The sequence below is a fragment of the Furfurilactobacillus entadae genome (assembly GCF_045862745.1).
Classification (GTDB): domain Bacteria; phylum Bacillota; class Bacilli; order Lactobacillales; family Lactobacillaceae; genus Furfurilactobacillus; species Furfurilactobacillus entadae.
The window spans coordinates 80,407-95,953 of record NZ_BQXN01000006.1 but is presented as its reverse complement, the minus strand read 5'-3'; the positions used below and the strand labels follow the sequence as shown (position 1 = coordinate 95,953).

At 48.0% G+C, this 15,547-nt stretch carries 15 protein-coding genes; all 15 read right to left on the bottom strand.

Features of this window, described 5'->3' with window-relative positions:
• Positions 1–64: 64 nt before the first annotated feature.
• The 15 genes from ACKTR5_RS04345 to ACKTR5_RS04275 all read right to left on the bottom strand — a co-directional run bounded on the left by ACKTR5_RS04345 (position 65) and on the right by ACKTR5_RS04275 (position 15,539).
• Positions 65–652, bottom strand: a complete 588-nt coding sequence (locus ACKTR5_RS04345) for a TetR/AcrR family transcriptional regulator (RefSeq protein WP_407879469.1) — start codon at positions 650–652, stop codon at positions 65–67.
• 304 nt (positions 653–956) lie between these two features.
• Complete coding sequence (pepT, locus tag ACKTR5_RS04340) at positions 957–2,195, bottom strand: peptidase T (protein WP_407879468.1); 1,239 nt, start codon at positions 2,193–2,195, stop codon at positions 957–959.
• Positions 2,196–2,251: 56 nt separating this feature from the next.
• Entirely contained in the window at positions 2,252–3,055 is an 804-nt protein-coding gene (locus ACKTR5_RS04335; RefSeq protein WP_407879489.1) for a Nif3-like dinuclear metal center hexameric protein, read from the bottom strand.
• Positions 3,030–3,746: a tRNA (adenine(22)-N(1))-methyltransferase gene (locus tag ACKTR5_RS04330; RefSeq protein WP_407879466.1), complete on the bottom strand. Its 717-nt coding sequence runs from the start codon at positions 3,744–3,746 to the stop codon at positions 3,030–3,032. The genes ACKTR5_RS04335 and ACKTR5_RS04330 overlap by 26 nt, the downstream gene beginning before the upstream one ends.
• A gap of 177 nt (positions 3,747–3,923) precedes the next feature.
• Complete coding sequence (gene rpoD / locus ACKTR5_RS04325; RefSeq protein WP_407879464.1) at positions 3,924–5,057, bottom strand: RNA polymerase sigma factor RpoD; 1,134 nt, start codon at positions 5,055–5,057, stop codon at positions 3,924–3,926.
• Between the two features lie 65 nt (positions 5,058–5,122).
• Positions 5,123–6,958, bottom strand: coding sequence for a DNA primase (gene dnaG / locus ACKTR5_RS04320; RefSeq protein ID WP_407879462.1), 1,836 nt, complete (start codon positions 6,956–6,958; stop codon positions 5,123–5,125).
• Positions 6,959–7,161: 203 nt separating this feature from the next.
• Positions 7,162–7,545 (bottom strand): DUF488 domain-containing protein, encoded by a 384-nt coding sequence (locus tag ACKTR5_RS04315; RefSeq protein ID WP_407879460.1) that lies wholly within the window; start codon positions 7,543–7,545, stop codon positions 7,162–7,164.
• A gap of 98 nt (positions 7,546–7,643) precedes the next feature.
• Positions 7,644–9,734, bottom strand: coding sequence for a glycine--tRNA ligase subunit beta (glyS, locus tag ACKTR5_RS04310; RefSeq protein ID WP_407879459.1), 2,091 nt, complete (start codon positions 9,732–9,734; stop codon positions 7,644–7,646).
• Positions 9,734–10,708, bottom strand: coding sequence for a glycine--tRNA ligase subunit alpha (gene glyQ / locus ACKTR5_RS04305; protein WP_407879487.1), 975 nt, complete (start codon positions 10,706–10,708; stop codon positions 9,734–9,736). The genes glyS and glyQ overlap by 1 nt, the downstream gene beginning before the upstream one ends.
• 311 nt (positions 10,709–11,019) lie before the next feature.
• Positions 11,020–11,706: an SDR family NAD(P)-dependent oxidoreductase gene (locus ACKTR5_RS04300; protein ID WP_407879457.1), complete on the bottom strand. Its 687-nt coding sequence runs from the start codon at positions 11,704–11,706 to the stop codon at positions 11,020–11,022.
• Positions 11,707–11,730: 24 nt separating this feature from the next.
• Entirely contained in the window at positions 11,731–12,600 is an 870-nt protein-coding gene (recO, locus tag ACKTR5_RS04295) for a DNA repair protein RecO (protein WP_407879455.1), read from the bottom strand.
• Positions 12,601–12,679: 79 nt separating this feature from the next.
• Complete coding sequence (era, locus tag ACKTR5_RS04290; protein ID WP_407879454.1) at positions 12,680–13,618, bottom strand: GTPase Era; 939 nt, start codon at positions 13,616–13,618, stop codon at positions 12,680–12,682.
• Between the two features lie 23 nt (positions 13,619–13,641).
• Positions 13,642–14,037, bottom strand: a complete 396-nt coding sequence (locus ACKTR5_RS04285; RefSeq protein ID WP_407879452.1) for a diacylglycerol kinase family protein — start codon at positions 14,035–14,037, stop codon at positions 13,642–13,644.
• Positions 14,021–14,503, bottom strand: a complete 483-nt coding sequence (ybeY, locus tag ACKTR5_RS04280) for an rRNA maturation RNase YbeY (RefSeq protein WP_407879450.1) — start codon at positions 14,501–14,503, stop codon at positions 14,021–14,023. Before ybeY ends, ACKTR5_RS04285 begins: the two co-directional genes overlap by 17 nt.
• A gap of 25 nt (positions 14,504–14,528) precedes the next feature.
• Positions 14,529–15,539, bottom strand: a complete 1,011-nt coding sequence (locus ACKTR5_RS04275; protein WP_407879448.1) for a PhoH family protein — start codon at positions 15,537–15,539, stop codon at positions 14,529–14,531.
• Positions 15,540–15,547: the final 8 nt, after the last annotated feature.

Below are 15,547 nucleotides of genomic sequence, written 5' to 3'. Positions count from 1 at the left end.
ATTGGCTTACGTAAACGTAAAAAAGCACCGATGGTTGTTATCAACCATCGGTGCTTTTTTGTGTTCATTTGTGTGGCTCAAGGAGCCGTAAAGAGATCATCAACGTCGTTTTGAGGTCTTCCACATCAGGCGTGACGTTAACCGTCGCTAACAGTCCCGTGCGCACATTAAAACAGTAATCGACCAATTCAGCAACCGTCAGCATGGTGGTCACCTCGCCACGCGCCTGCCCAACGGCCAGGGTCTCCGTTAATATTCTGGTGTATCGTTCATGGGCATCGCTCAATAAATCATGAACCGGTCCGTTATCCTCTTTAAACGCAATCAGAGCATTGATATAAAAGTTGGCCGTCGGTAAGTTTGCCGGCGTGAAATCATTTATCAGGAGTAACGCTAATTGTTCAAGGGCGTTTTTTTGCCGACCACGTGTCTGAACGGTGGTCAAAGATGCAAAAATTCCGTCTAAATAAACTTGAAACACCCGGGTGAACATTGGGTATTTATCACCAAACGCAAAGTACAAACTATTTTTCTTTAAGCCCGTTGCCTGTTCTAACTGCGCCATCGAAGCTTGATGATACCCATTTTGATTAAACACCGTGAGCATTTCTTGCAACGCTTCTTCTTCATCAAACGACTTGTTTCGTCCCATCGCTACCCACCTCATTTACTTGCTGAATCCATTTTACCAATACTTTACTGATTGGTAAAGTAAGCCAGTGATGATTTATGAAAATACTTTACCAATCAGTAAACTAAAGGGAGGTAACTTTATGACCGCACGTCATTTGTTGGGCAAGATTGGGCACTGGCTGGTTCTTGATGCTTATTTAACCTATATGGGGATCAGCATGTCCCATAATCATCCGTTAGATTGATGGTTCAGCACTTATTACGCATAAAAAAGAACCTGATCGTGTTGGCAACTTGCTCACACAATCAGGTTCTTTTTATGATTAATTTTTTGTGTTCAATTCACTGATCTTCAACAAGACATCAACGGCTTGTTCCATCGTTTCTAACGAAACGTATTCAAACCGACTGTGCATGTTTTCGCCACCAGCAAAGAGGTTTGGTGTTGGAACACCCATGAAGGAAATCTTGGAACCATCCGTCCCCCCACGAACTGGGTAGATAACTGGCTTAATGTCCAAGTCTTCCATGGCCTTTTGGGCCAATTCAACGGAGGTCATGTCCTTTTCCAGAACTTCACGCATGTTGTAGTATTGGTCCGTTAACGTGACGCTGATCCGGTCTTCTTCAAGATCTGCGTTCAGTTTTTCGGCAATGTCCAGCATTTGTTGCTTCCGTTGTTCAAACGTGGCCTTGTCATGGTCACGAATGATGTACGTTAATTTAGCGTGATCAACCGTGCCGTCCATCTTGTACAAGTGGAAGAAGCCTTGACGACCTTCCGTTAATTCAGGCCGGTCACCAGCAGGCAGCAAGTTGTGGTAATCAACCCCTACTTGTAAGGCATTGACCATCACACCCTTGGCCGTCGCGGTGTGAACTTCTTTCCCTTGGATGTCGACGACTGCTTGGGCAGCGTTGAACGTCTCGTATTCCAATTCGCCCAGTGGACCGCCATCAACCGTATAAGCAAACTTCACGCCAAAGCCCTTGGCGTCAAAGTGATCGGCACCCGTTCCGATTTCTTCATCAGGACCGAAACCAACGTGTAAGTCACCATGCTTAACTTCTGGATGGTTGACCAAGTATTCCATGGCGGTCATGATTTCAGCAACCCCGGACTTGTCGTCGGCACCAAGTAACGTGGTCCCGTCAGTCGTGATCAACGTCTTGCCCTTGTAGTTGCGCAATGATGGGAATTCACTGACCTTTAAGGTCCACTTGCCATCGTCACTTAGTTTAATGTCGGATTCACCATCATAATCGTTAACGATTTGTGGCGCGATGTTTTCAGCATTAAATTCGGCCGTATCAATGTGGGCTAAGAACCCGATGGGATCACTGTCTCCACCATCATTAGCGGGTAAAACCGCCGTTACATAGCCGCTGTTTGGATCCGTCTTGATGTCGGACAGACCGATTTCTGCCAATTCTTCAGCGATTGACTTTAAGAAGTCAACTTCGCGTTGTGCAGAAGGAATGGTCGTTGAATCTGGATCTGACCGCGTGTTGACCTTTACGTACCCGATAAACCGTGAGAGTAATGTGTCATATTTTGCCAAAATTGTCACGCTCCTTAAATTGTTTGTACCTACCTAGTGTACCCGATTTAATCCGCTTACACAAAGATAAACGGGTCGGTATTTGGTTTTGATTCAACAACGTCAATGTGCCACTGCTTTTCAACTGACCACTGCCGAAGCATTGCCGCCAGCTTAGGAATGCAGACCGCTTCAATGTGGTGACCTGGGTCCACCACGGAAAAATTAGCCGCTAACATATCATGACCCGTATGGTAGTAAACGTCCCCGGTGACATACACATCAGCCCCCGTTGCCTGGGCTTCATGGAAGAACTTTCCACCGTCGCCACCTAAAACAGCAACGCGGCTAACCAACCGGTCAGGTTCATGTGAAATCAGCCGTAATCCGCCCACCTTGAATTGCGTTTTACAGTATTCAGCGAACGCTTGCATCGACATCGATTCTGGCAAGGCCCCAACCCGCCCCATTTGTACCGTTGGCGCTTCTGGATTTGGGAGCCAACCGCTGACCGCTGTTAATCCCAATGTCTCAGCAAGCCAATCATTCATGCCGCCGGGTGCATTATCCAAGTTGGTGTGCGCTGCGTAAACGGTGATATGATTTGCCACCAGTTTGCCGTACATGGCAAGTTGTGGATCGGCCGCAAAATCCAAATTTTTGGCCGGTCGAAACATGACCGGATGATGTGCAAAAATGAAGTCGACGTTTTGGGCAATTGCTTCATCGACCACCTCAGGGCGCACATCCAGGGTGGTCATCACCCGGTGAATCTCCGCATGACGATCACCAATTTGAAACCCGGTTGGATCACCTGCTTCACGGTAACTGAGGGGGGCAAACGTTTCAAATTGATCAATTAAGGTTTGTGCTTGCATCAGATAACACTTCCTTTATTAAGTCTAGTTCATGTTGTAGTGCCCGTTGCTTCTCGGCTGGCACAACTGCGGCCTGTGACACAGAGGCCAACACGCGTTCTGTCCGTTGCTGCTCATGTTGCCACTTTTCGATAAAGGCCGCGTTTGGTGCTTGTCGTAAAAACGGTCCAAAGCGTGCATCCAATTCGGTCAACATCACTGGCGCTGCCGCCTTTTCAGCAACCAACACTTCATAAATATGACCATCATCCTTCATGATGGCTTCGGTCACCAATTCATACTGGTGTTCGACCAACCACTGGCGTAAGTGATATTCACCAACGTTTGGTTGAAGAACCAGACGTTCTTTACCAGTTAATTGCTGCCACCCGCGGGTCAAAATGTCGCTGATCAGGGTGCCACCCATGCCGGCAATGACAATCGCATCGAGATTATCCGTTGGGTTGATGACGGATAAACCATCACCCAGCCGGGCCTCGATTTGATCAGTGAGCCCTTGTGATTGGACCTCGGAACGGGCGTTTTCAAACGGCCCCTTCACGACTTCGCCCGCCACCGCGAACTGAATCAAGCCAGCCTTCGCAAGGTGCGCTGGTAAGTAAGCATGATCAGACCCAATGTCTGCCATCCGTGCCCCACGTGGTACGTATTCGGCCACTTTCGTTAACCGTTTTGATAAATGATCTGCGTCCATATGAATCTCCTTCACTGTTTGTCACTTACCAGTATAGCAATCACCGCGTTATCCCGACAGGATTTTACAGAAAAAGCGGCAATAAAAGCCGCGGCGGCCGTCCTTCATCGTCAACCCACAAAAAAAGCGCTAACGGATGATTAAACATCCATTAGCGCTTTTTCGAGTTGTTCATTTTTATTCCAAGAAATCTTTAAGCTGCTTTGAACGACTTGGGTGGCGTAACTTCCGCAACGCCTTGGCTTCGATTTGACGAATCCGTTCCCGGGTCACACCGAACACCTTCCCAACTTCTTCCAACGTCCGGGTCCGACCATCGTCCAACCCAAACCGTAACCGCAACACATTTTCTTCCCGGTCAGTCAGCGTGTCCAGGACACTTTCCAACTGTTCCTTCAGAAGTTCATAGGCGGCGTGATCCGCTGGTGACGTAGCATCCTGGTCTTCAATGAAGTCACCCAGGTGAGAATCATCTTCTTCACCAATTGGCGTTTCCAATGAAACGGGTTCTTGCGCGATCTTCAAGATTTCACGAACCTTGTCCGTTGGCATGTCCATTTCGGCCCCAATTTCTTCAGGAATGGGTTCACGCCCTAAGTCTTGAAGTAATTGACGTTGAATCCGAATCAACTTGTTGATGGTTTCAACCATGTGAACCGGAATCCGGATCGTCCGCGCTTGGTCAGCAATGGCACGGGTAATTGCTTGACGAATCCACCATGTGGCGTACGTTGAGAATTTGAATCCCTTCCGGTAGTCAAACTTTTCAACGGCCTTCATCAAGCCCATGTTTCCTTCTTGGATCAAGTCCAAGAACTGCATTCCCCGACCAACATACCGTTTAGCGATGGAAACCACCAACCGTAAGTTTGCTTCAGCTAATTCTTGTTTAGCTTCTTCATCGCCTTGCTCAATCCGCAGGGCCAAAGCCACTTCTTCATCAGCTGACAGCAATGAAACCCGACCAATTTCTTTCAGGTACATCCGCACAGGATCATTAATCTTAATCCCGGATGGTGCGGCGTCACTTGCCTTTAATTCTTTAGCAGAAACATCGCTCTTCTTATTCTTTAACGCGTGTTCAGAGGGGTCACCATTTTCATCGACAACACTGATCCCGGCGTCCTCAACCTTTTGCATCAAATCATCGATTTGATCTGCGTCCAGTTTGAAGGGCGTCACGAGTTGCTTTTGCAAATCGTCGTACTGAACTTCTTTTGCCTTCTTGTGGTCCTTAATTAACCCATTAACGGCTGTGGTGAACTTTTTTTCATCAAAATTCTTTGCTGCTGTTTCTTGCTTTTCAGACATGCAAGGTCCCCCTTATTATTCACGATCCGATAAGAACAATTAGTTTACACTGATTTAAAAAATAATCAAGCATTCTTCATGGCCTGTTTTTGTTTATACAAATTAACCAGGTCCAACGTTAACTGATTTTGAAGATCACGGTTGTTCAACCGCTTGGCTTCGATCATGGCCAGGTTCTTTTGCCGAATGGCTTCATCTAGTGGCGCCTGGTGCATAATCAAATGCATACAGTCATCAACATCCGTTAAATCATTCCGCGTCACGGTCGGCCGTTCGGTCACCTCAATCAGCACCCGTTGCAAGGCATCATCATTGATGTAATCCAAAAAGCCGGCGATCTGAAGCTCCGCATGCGTTTGTTTAAACCCCTGTGCCAATAAAAACAGCGTTTGGTACTGGTCATGAACAAAGTGAAAATCTTGATTGGCCGTTACATGCAGCCACACACTTTGATCCGTAAGCATCCGTTCCAGTAACAGCTGTTCGGCACGCTCAACCTGCGATAACACAGCCCGTTCTTGCTCCACCTGTCGTGGTGGTGCTGCGGGCGCCAAATGCCCTTCGCCAGCCACTGTCGCTGGTGCTTGCCGTGACTGTAACATCTCAGCAAGCTGCTGTTTTAAACTTGCCTTGTCAACGTCAAAGCGCTCCGCCAGTTGATTGATGTACAAATCGCGCTCAACGGGGGCACGAACGCCAGCAATGATCTTTAGCACCTCATCCAGATACGTTAGTTGATCGCTTTGATTATCGAGGTTCCGACCACGGGCCAGGTACCGCAACGCAAAGCCGACCGGCGTCTCTTTGGCCCCTTCATAAACGGCCCGAAAACGTTCGGCATCGTACTTACGCAGGTACTCATCTGGATCAAGGCCCTCCGGCATTTGAACCACGCCAAGCGTCATTGTGCTTTGTTCGCCAATCAATGACAGCGCCCGGTGGGTCGCGTTTTGACCGGCATTATCACCATCATATGAGACATACAAGGTGTGGGCGACCCGTTGTAAGATGCCGATTTGATCCGTTGTCAAACTAGTTCCCATGGAGGCAATCCCGTTTTTAATGCCCGCAGAATAAGCGGCAATCACATCCATAAACCCTTCGAACAAAATCACCGCGTCCGCTTTCCGAATCTCTGGTCGCGCAAGATCGAAATTAAACAGGGTATCACTTTTATGGAAAATGTCGGTTTCGGGACTGTTCAGATACTTCGGTGCATCTGGATCCTTGTGGAGAAGTCGGCCGGAAAAGGCAATCACCTTTCCACGCTGGCTACGAATCGTAAACATCACCCGGTTGCTAAACCGATCCCGAAGCTGGCCATCCTGATTTTCAATAAACAAACCTGAACGCCGTAATAACTGATAATCAATCTGCCGCTCTTCAAAGAACGGTTTGAGTAACCCTTCACTGGGCGCAAACCCAATGTTAAACGCTTCGATGGTCTCATCGTCCAGACCCCGATCGTGCAAGTATGCCAAGGCCTCTTCGCCCAGTTGGGTGTTAACTAACACGTGGTGATACAACTTGGCGGCATCCTCGTATAACGCGATTAACCGACTTGATTGTGTATCAACTGGTGCGGACTCAACCTGCCGATACTCAGCCGCAATGTTGATGTTGGCATCATCAGCGACTTGTAAGACGGCCTCCGGGAAGCTGAGGTTATTTAACTCCATCAGGAATTTGAATACATTACCGCCCCGACCACAACTAAAGCAATGAAAGATTTGCTTTTCTTCATTGACAGAAAATGACGGGGTGCGTTCTTCATGAAACGGACACAGGCCGAACAAATTCTTACCCGATTTTTTTAACTGGACAGTTTGACCAACGACATCCGCAATGTTGACGGATGTCCGCACTGTTTCAATGACGTCTTCAGGAATTCGTGTTGCCACAACATCACCTCCAGTAACGGTTCATTTCATGAGTTCAGTGTCAATAATGAGCGTAAAAAGGCGCATCTTCCGTCTTCGTCACCAGTCGGCTTCGGGGAAACAAAAAATGCGACTCTAAAAATTGGCCCATTTACACACATAAGATATTATACACGCTTTCCAATCAATGTACAGGACTTTGATTCATGTTCAGAAAGTAATTCTTAGTCGGTCACTTTTGTCAACTTAGCCGGTAATTGTGTTAGCAAGTACGCCTTTAAGACAACGGCATTGTTATGCAACTCATCTTTCGCACCGTAAACAAGGGTCACATTCCCCTGTTCAAGCCCCGTCGCCACCTGTTCAATAAATTTTGGCGTTGCCGGATTGACCGCTAACTCAGCCGTATAGGCCGTGACAAACGTCGGAAACTGGTTTGGGTCATGCCCGAATTGTTGCCGGATCATCGTGCTGGGTGCAATTACTTTCGCCCAATCCGTCAACGCCGCCTGTTCTTTTGAGCGGCCACGCGCCCACAACCGGTCCACTAAAATACGCTGGCCGTCCGTCTCCATAACTGGTGCATACACCCGTTTGATTTGTAACATCTGCATCCCCCCATTCACACCAACAAATAAACCGCAAGGAGCGTTGCTCCTCACGGTTTACGATCAATCTTATTTTAACGCACTTTGGCTAATTTAGCTTACTTCACGATCAGCTGTTGTAAATCACCCAATTGAATCGTCAATTGCGTTAATTGAGCCAGCTGGTTCAACCGGTTCCGCCGTACAGCATCATCATCAGCCATGACCATGTTCGCTTCAAAGTACGCTTCAATGGCTGGCCGAAGATCAGCTAAGGCCCGGTAGTTTTCGTCCGGTGTCCGTTCGTCAAAATGACGTTTAACATCATTAACGGCATCAAATAACGTTTGTTCAGAATCATCGTCAAACAGTGCTGGATCAACTGGTAATTCCGTCTGCGTTAATAACTCATCCTTCGTTAACCGGGCCACCCGGGTCAGTGCTTCAATGGCATCCTTAAAGTCACCATCGTTGGCATGGGCGATCAGTGCGGCTGCGTCGTCTAACATACTCAACACATCACTGGTCTTTGCGTTGGTTACGGCTTCAACGATATCATGACGAACATGCTGACCAGCAAACCACTGGCGAACCCGATCGTTCATGAACGCCTGGATCTGTTGCCGACTGTGGTCCAAGTTTGCCATTAATTCAGGATTAAATTCAACGTGCTTATTGGATAAGGCAATTCCGAAGTCTTGCCCCATCTTCATCAGTGGTAAATGCCACTTTTGATCACGCAGAATCCGCACAATTCCAAACGCTTGCCGCCGCAATGCGTACGGGTCGTTTGAACCGTTTGGAATCATGTCGGCCGCAAAGAAGGACACGATGCTGTCGTACTTATCAGCAACCGCTAGCGCTGCCCCAATCCGTGATTTCGGCAATGCACCTTCAGCAGAGATTGGCATGTAGTGTTCACGAATGGCTTGCGCAACACTCGGCTTTTCACCAAACAGCAACGCGTATTTTTCACCCATGATTCCTTGCAGTTCAGCAAATTCGCCGACCATTCCAGTCACAAGGTCAAACTTATAGATTTCGCTTGCTCGTTGTAAATCAGCAAGTTCTTCGTCAGAGAAACCGATCCGTTGCCCAATCAAATTGGCGATGATCCCGGTCCGCTTCATATGTTCTGCCATGGACCCAATCTTGTCATGGAAACTAACGCCCTTTAACTTGTTGACATAGAAATCAATGTCGTGCTTTTGGTCTTCTTGGTAGAAGAACATTGCGTCCTCTAAACGAGCCGTCAGCACCTTTTCGTTTCCGGCGATCACATTATCTAAATGTTGGTCGTTCCCATTTCGAACAGAGACAAAGTTTGGCAGGAGCTTTCCTGACGCATCCTGAACGTAGAAGAAGCGTTGGTGGTCACGCATGGAAGTGATCAACACTTCGTCCGGAATCGTCAGGTACTTGTCATCAAAGTGACCAGCAAAACTCGTTGGCCATTCAACCAGGTTGTTGACTTCTTCCAAAAGATCGTCATCCACCGTGATCGTCCAACCATTAGTTTCAGCGATTTCAGCAATTTGCTGACGAATCCGGGCCTTCCGTTTGCCAGCGTCTGCGATTACGAATTGGCTAGTCAATGCTTCTTCATAATCAGCAGCCGTGGCTAGGTCAACTTCTTTTCCTAGGAACCGGTGGCCTTGTGTTGTCCGTCCAGTGGTGATGTTTAAAATGCTAAACGGAAGCACCTTATCATCTAACAACGCCACAAGCCAACGAATTGGCCGGACATATTGGAACTTAAAGCTCCCCCATTTCATCATGGTTGGGAACGTCATCGCCATGATCACGTCCTTCAAGCCAGTCAGAACCGTGGCAACCGGTTGGCCATCTTCATGCTTGTTAACGTAAACATAGTCCTCGCCCTTGATGGCCTTAAACGTGATGTCGTCAACCGTGGCCCCTTGGCCCCGAACAAAACCCTGCGCAGCCTTTGTCCAGTTGCCGTCTTCGTCTTGCGCGATCCGTTTAGCTGGACCCTTAACTTCTTCTTCAATATCTGGTTGTTGATCAGCCAGTCCAGAAATCAGGAGGGCTAACCGCCGTGGTGTCGAAAATGACTTAATTGCGTCAAACGTAATTCGTTGTTCATTTAGGTACGTTGTTGTCCGAGCAACCAGTTGATCAATACTAGGTGTGACCACATGCGCCGGAATTTCTTCTAAACCAACTTCAAGTAAGAATTCATGTGCCATTATTTAGCCTCCTTCTTTGTCCGTTTAGCTGCCTTAGCCGCTTTTTTCGCCTGACGGGCTTCCCAATCAGCCAAAACTGCCTGCCGTTGCTTGTCATCTTTGATCAACGGGAAGCCACGCTTAGCCCGTTCATCAATAAACGTTTGGGCAACGGTCCGCGCCATGTTCCGAATCCGGCTTAGATAGCCAGCCCGTTCAGTCACAGAAACGGCGCCCCGAGCATCTAATAGGTTAAATGTGTGGGAACACTTCAAAATGTCATCGTAAGCGGGGTGCACGAGGCCCTTTGCCAGGTTGGCTTGGGCTTCACGCTCAAAGTCGTCAAACATCCGCAGTAACATTTCCTGGTTGCTTTCTTCAAATGAATACTTACTGTGTTCGTATTCAGGTTCTTTGAAGATGTCGCCATACAAAACGCCGTCGCTCCATTCCAAATCAAACACGGAGTTTACGTCCTGAATGTAGGAAGATAACCGTTCCAATCCGTAGGTCACTTCAGCAGCAACCGGGTTCATTTCCTGACCACCGACGATTTGGAAGTACGTGAACTGGGTAATCTCCATCCCATCCAGCCAGACTTCCCAACCAACACCGGCACACCCCATTGATGGGTTTTCCCAGTTATCTTCAACGAAGCGAATGTCATGTTCTAATGGATCAATGCCCAATTCACGCAAACTGTTCAAGTATAATTCCTGAATGTTCGCTGGGGCTGGCTTCATCAGCACTTGGAATTGGTGGTGTTGGTACAACCGGTTCGGGTTTTCCCCGTAACGGCCATCGGCAGGTCGCCGACTTGGTTCCACGTAAGCGGCGTTCCATGGTTCTGGACCGATGGCACGCAGGAACGTGTAGGGACTCATGGTTCCGGCCCCCTTTTCGGTATCGTAGGCCTGCATCAGCATACAGCCCTGTGCAGCCCAGTATTGTTGCAACGTAAGAATAATTTGTTGCACGGAAAGCTTTTGATCGATCTGATTTTCCATGATGGTCTCCTTTTAAAATAAAAACGTCCCTACACCAACACAATGTGTGTTGATGTAGGGACGTGACTAATTAATCGACGCGGTTCCACCCTACTTCCCAAAAGAATTCGGGCAGCTTGATTGGTTGTCGACTCGCAAAATGCCAATCGTTCGCAAGGACGACCAGGCTCACACTCTCCCTGGCTCGCTAAACGTCCTCACGATGACCCTTTTTGGTCCATGTCGACGGTATTAAATTACTTAACTTCCTCATCATAGACATTGAACAAACGGTTGTCAATCGTCGATGATTAGTTTTTTTACCATGGCACAATTTGATCCTGATAATCACGGAACCAAACGCCTGGTTCGCCTAAGTGTCGTTCAATAACATCCGCCAGTCCACTAACACTTTGTTCGACTGTTAGCGGGGCTTGCCCAGATTGGCGACCAAGATCCGTTTGGACCCAACCGGGATGAAGGAGCAACAGCGCTTGCTGTGGTGAAGATGCACCATAGCTTCGAACGAGTTGGTTTAGTGCTGCCTTACTGGCACGATACACATCATCACCGCCACGAACATTAAGACTCACGCTGCCCTGTCGTGAAGACGTCACAGCTAACGTGCCGTGGGCGTTCAGCAGCGGGGCCATTCGCTCAATGAAACGCACCGGTGCAAACGCATTGGTCAGCATAACCTGACTAAATTCGCCTGCCGGCATTTCACTGACTGGGACATCTTTCGGTGCGATCCCCGCATTGACTAAGATCAAATCAAACCGTTGATCAGCCAATTCACGCTGAAGATCAGTCACCGTTTGGTCAAGCGTAATGTCAACGGTCGCCGTTGTCACGTTCAACGCCGGGTTTGCTGTCGCAAAGGCCCCTAACTCAGTTTGTGAACCTGGCCGAACGGTCCCAACGGTCGACCACTGGCGGTGGGCCAGTTCCTTAACAAGACCAAGGCCAATTCCACGTGAGGCACCAACAATTAACGCTTTTTTCATCTCGTTACCTTCCCTCTTTGCTGACTAGGATTCATGTGACGTTGGCTCGCCTGGTTCTGTTGAAGCCGCCGGTGGTGTCGGTACTTCCTCCGATTTAGCCCGCTGCTTCAGCTGTTCACCGCGCGTCGCAAGTTGATCCTCCCACGTCGCCATCTGATCAATAAACCGTTTCGAACGTAGGTGCAACCCGACACTATTATCATAAATTAAGTCTAGGACACGCCGAAGCCCCCGTTTGGTTTTTGCCGAAACGTTGATCGTCGTTACCTTATCTAAATCGATCACTGAAAATTGCCGTAAGTAGAAGATGGTTCGGGCGTCCAAGTGGAGCCGATGTTCATCCGTCGCAAAATGATTTTGACAAATGAGCCCACCAGCCGCTTCCGAATAATCAAACGGAAGGTCAGTCCGGCCGCAAATTGCACACCCCTGTAACTCAGGGGCAACCCCAAAGGCTGTCAGCAACTGGATTTCCATAATGTTCGTAATGATCTGTTCGTCGAGCCCCTCATCAATGAGTGTCAACGCCCGCTGCGTCTTTAAAAACCACTGGGGCACCACTTGACCATCATGAAATGCCGCGTCAATCAAGCTTAAAATGTACGTGGCGTAAGCATTCTTGTTGATATCTGCACTGATCGTTCGAAACTGGGTCGTTTGTTTGGCAGCGTTAATGAAACTAAGACCATCATCGTTCACGTTTCCGACGTAAGCGCCCATCATAAATGGTAACAGCGCGCTGTGGAGGCGAAAGCCCCGCCGTTTACCGTCCTTAATGAAAAACATTTTTTTACCATATTCGCCGGTAAAAATTTTAATCAGCTGATCACGTTCGCGGTAATCCTGGCTGTACATGATGATTCCATTAAACAAAACGTTTTGGTACGTTGCCATTCGTGACACCCCCTTAACGTTAACGCAAGCAAGTCGCAACGGTGGTCTAACGGCCCCCGTCACGACTTACTAAACGCAATTAATAGTCTTTTGCTTTATAGCCATATTCACGTAGCGCTGATGGTTTATCACGCCAGTGTTGGACCACCTTGACCCAGAGTTCCAGGTACACACGGTCACCCAAAAGCGGTTCGATGTCGGCCCGGGCACGTGACCCGATTTCCTTTAACATCTTACCACCTTTACCAATAATGATCCCCTTTTGTGACGTCCGGTCCACAACAATTGTGGCCGCAATGTGCACCAGTTCGTTTGGTTGACCATCAGCGTTTTTGCCCGGCCGGGTCTCACGTTTCATGGATTCCACTTCAACAGCAACGGAGTGCGGAACTTCATCACGTGTTAACTGAAGGACCTTCTCCCGAACCAATTCAGCCACCACGAACCGTTCTGGGTGATCCGTAATTTGATCATCAGGGTAATACTGAGGCCCCTCTGGGAGATCAGCTGATAATTGGGTCAAAAATTCGTCAACGTTATTGCCCTGCAACGCCGAGATTGGGTACACTTCCTTCCAATCCAATGCGTCTTTATATTGTTCGAGAACGGACATTAATTTGTCTGGGTGAATTTGATCGATCTTGTTAATCACCAGGTAAATTGGCTTATGAATGTCCTTCAACCGATCAATGATGTAGTTATCACCCGCCCCACGCATTTGCGTAGCGTTAACCATGAATAACACAGCGTCAACTTCGTTTAACGTTGAAACGGCCGAATTAACCATGAATTCATCCAGTTTACTGGTGGGTTTAAAAATTCCGGGCGTATCAATGAACACAATTTGTTCCGTGTTGGTTGTGTAGATTCCCTGAATTTTGTTCCGTGTTGTTTGGGCCACATTACTCATAATGGCCACTTTTTGGCCAATCACCCGGTTTAAAAAGGTAGATTTACCGACATTTGGGCGACCAATAATGGCCACGAATCCTGAATGAAACGCTGGTTGTTCCTGCATAACTTGTTAACTTCCCTTCGACGTTAAAATAATAGTTGCCAAACCCGTGGTACAAACACTAAACAGCCCGTAATGATGGCAAACATTGCCGCAACCACCACTGCGCCGGCAGCAACATCCTTAACCCGTTTGGCCGCCGGATTATACTGGCCCTGGGTCACTAAATCACTCAAGGCTTCCGCAATTGTGTTCGCAAATTCTGCGAGGATGACCGTAAAAATTGCAAGCGTGATCCATAGCCAATCCACACGGTTGATCTGCAAAATCAACCCACATAATAACGCAGCCAGCGCAAAGATGAGGTGGTAGCGCATGTTTGGTTCCGTATGGATCGTGTCCATGATTCCATCGATCGCGTGATGAAAGGCCTGGATGAAATGATGATTTTTGTCCGTCTGCCGCTTATCTGGTGAGGCCATAATCATCAAGGATCTTCCGTTGAAGATCAAACATCTTCTTTTCGTCTTCAGGCTCCATGTGATCAAACCCGTTCAAATGGAGGAAGCCGTGAATCGTCAAGAACCCAAGTTCCCGTTCATAAGAGTGGCCAAGGTACTCTGCTTGCGTACCCACTTTATCAACGGAAATCATGATGTCGCCGATGTTTAGCGGAATCTCTGCACGCAGTTCGTCATCCATGATGATGGCGTCCTCGTCGTCAGGATCCTCTTCAATGGCAAAACTAATGACATCGGTTGGCTTGTCGACCCCACGGTACTCGTTGTTGAGCTTACGCATGGCGTCATTATTCATCAGCGTCACGGACATCTCCGTGTTTTCTGGCAAATCAATTTCTTGACTAGCTTTCTCAAGCACGCCGCGAATCAGCGTCAACTGTGCTTCTGGCACACCAGCTTCTGTTTGATCAAAAATTTCTAAATCCATGGTTATCCTTTCATCTCACCCACGCCTATTGAGCTGTGGTTTGTTTCTCGTACGCGTTAATGATGCTTGCCACAACGGGATGCCGAACCACGTCATCGGCGCTAAACGTTACAAAACCGATGTGATCAATGTGTTGTAACAAATGATTGGCGTCAACAAGACCGGAGTGGGTTCCTCGCGGGAGGTCAATTTGTGAAATATCACCGTTAACAATCATCTTTGAGCCAAACCCAAGACGGGTCAAAAACATCTTCATTTGAGCATTCGTTGTGTTTTGTGCTTCATCTAAAATAACAAACGCGTTGTCTAACGTTCGGCCCCGCATGTACGCTAATGGCGCAATTTCGATGACCTCACGATCCAATAACCGTTGCGTGTGTTCAGCACCTAAAATCTGGTACAACGCGTCATAAATCGGCCGCAGGTAAGGATCAACCTTTTCTTTCAGGTCCCCTGGTAAGAACCCAAGACTTTCGCCGGCTTCCACGGCAGGGCGGGTCAAAATGATTTTTTCGACGTCCCCCCGTTTTAACGCAGCGACGGCCATCACCACGGCCAAAAATGTCTTCCCAGTCCCAGCAGGACCAATGCCAAACGTGATGTCATTATGACCAATGGACTGAATGTACTGCCGCTGACCATAATTTTTAACCCGGATGGCGCGGCCGCGGTCATCCTTCAACAATGTCTGTTTATAGAGATCTTGGAAATAATCCAGGGTGTCCTTATGCGCCATGTTCATTGCCGAGACAATGTCAGCACTGTTAAGTGTAATGCCCTGTTTCATTAACTGAACTAAATTATCAATAATTTGAATCGTTTGCTTAACGTGATCTTCGTCATCACCGGACACGGTAATCAGGTCACCAAAGGGGTGAATTCTGACGGCCATTCCTTCAGCCAACAACGTTAGGTTCGCGTCATTGGCCCCAACTAAGCCAGCTTCTAAATCTGGTGTTGATAAACGAAAACTCCGTTCAAACGCATCGTGGTTGTCTGCCAAAAATGACACTCCTTTACCATAATATTCAGGCATAATGCCGG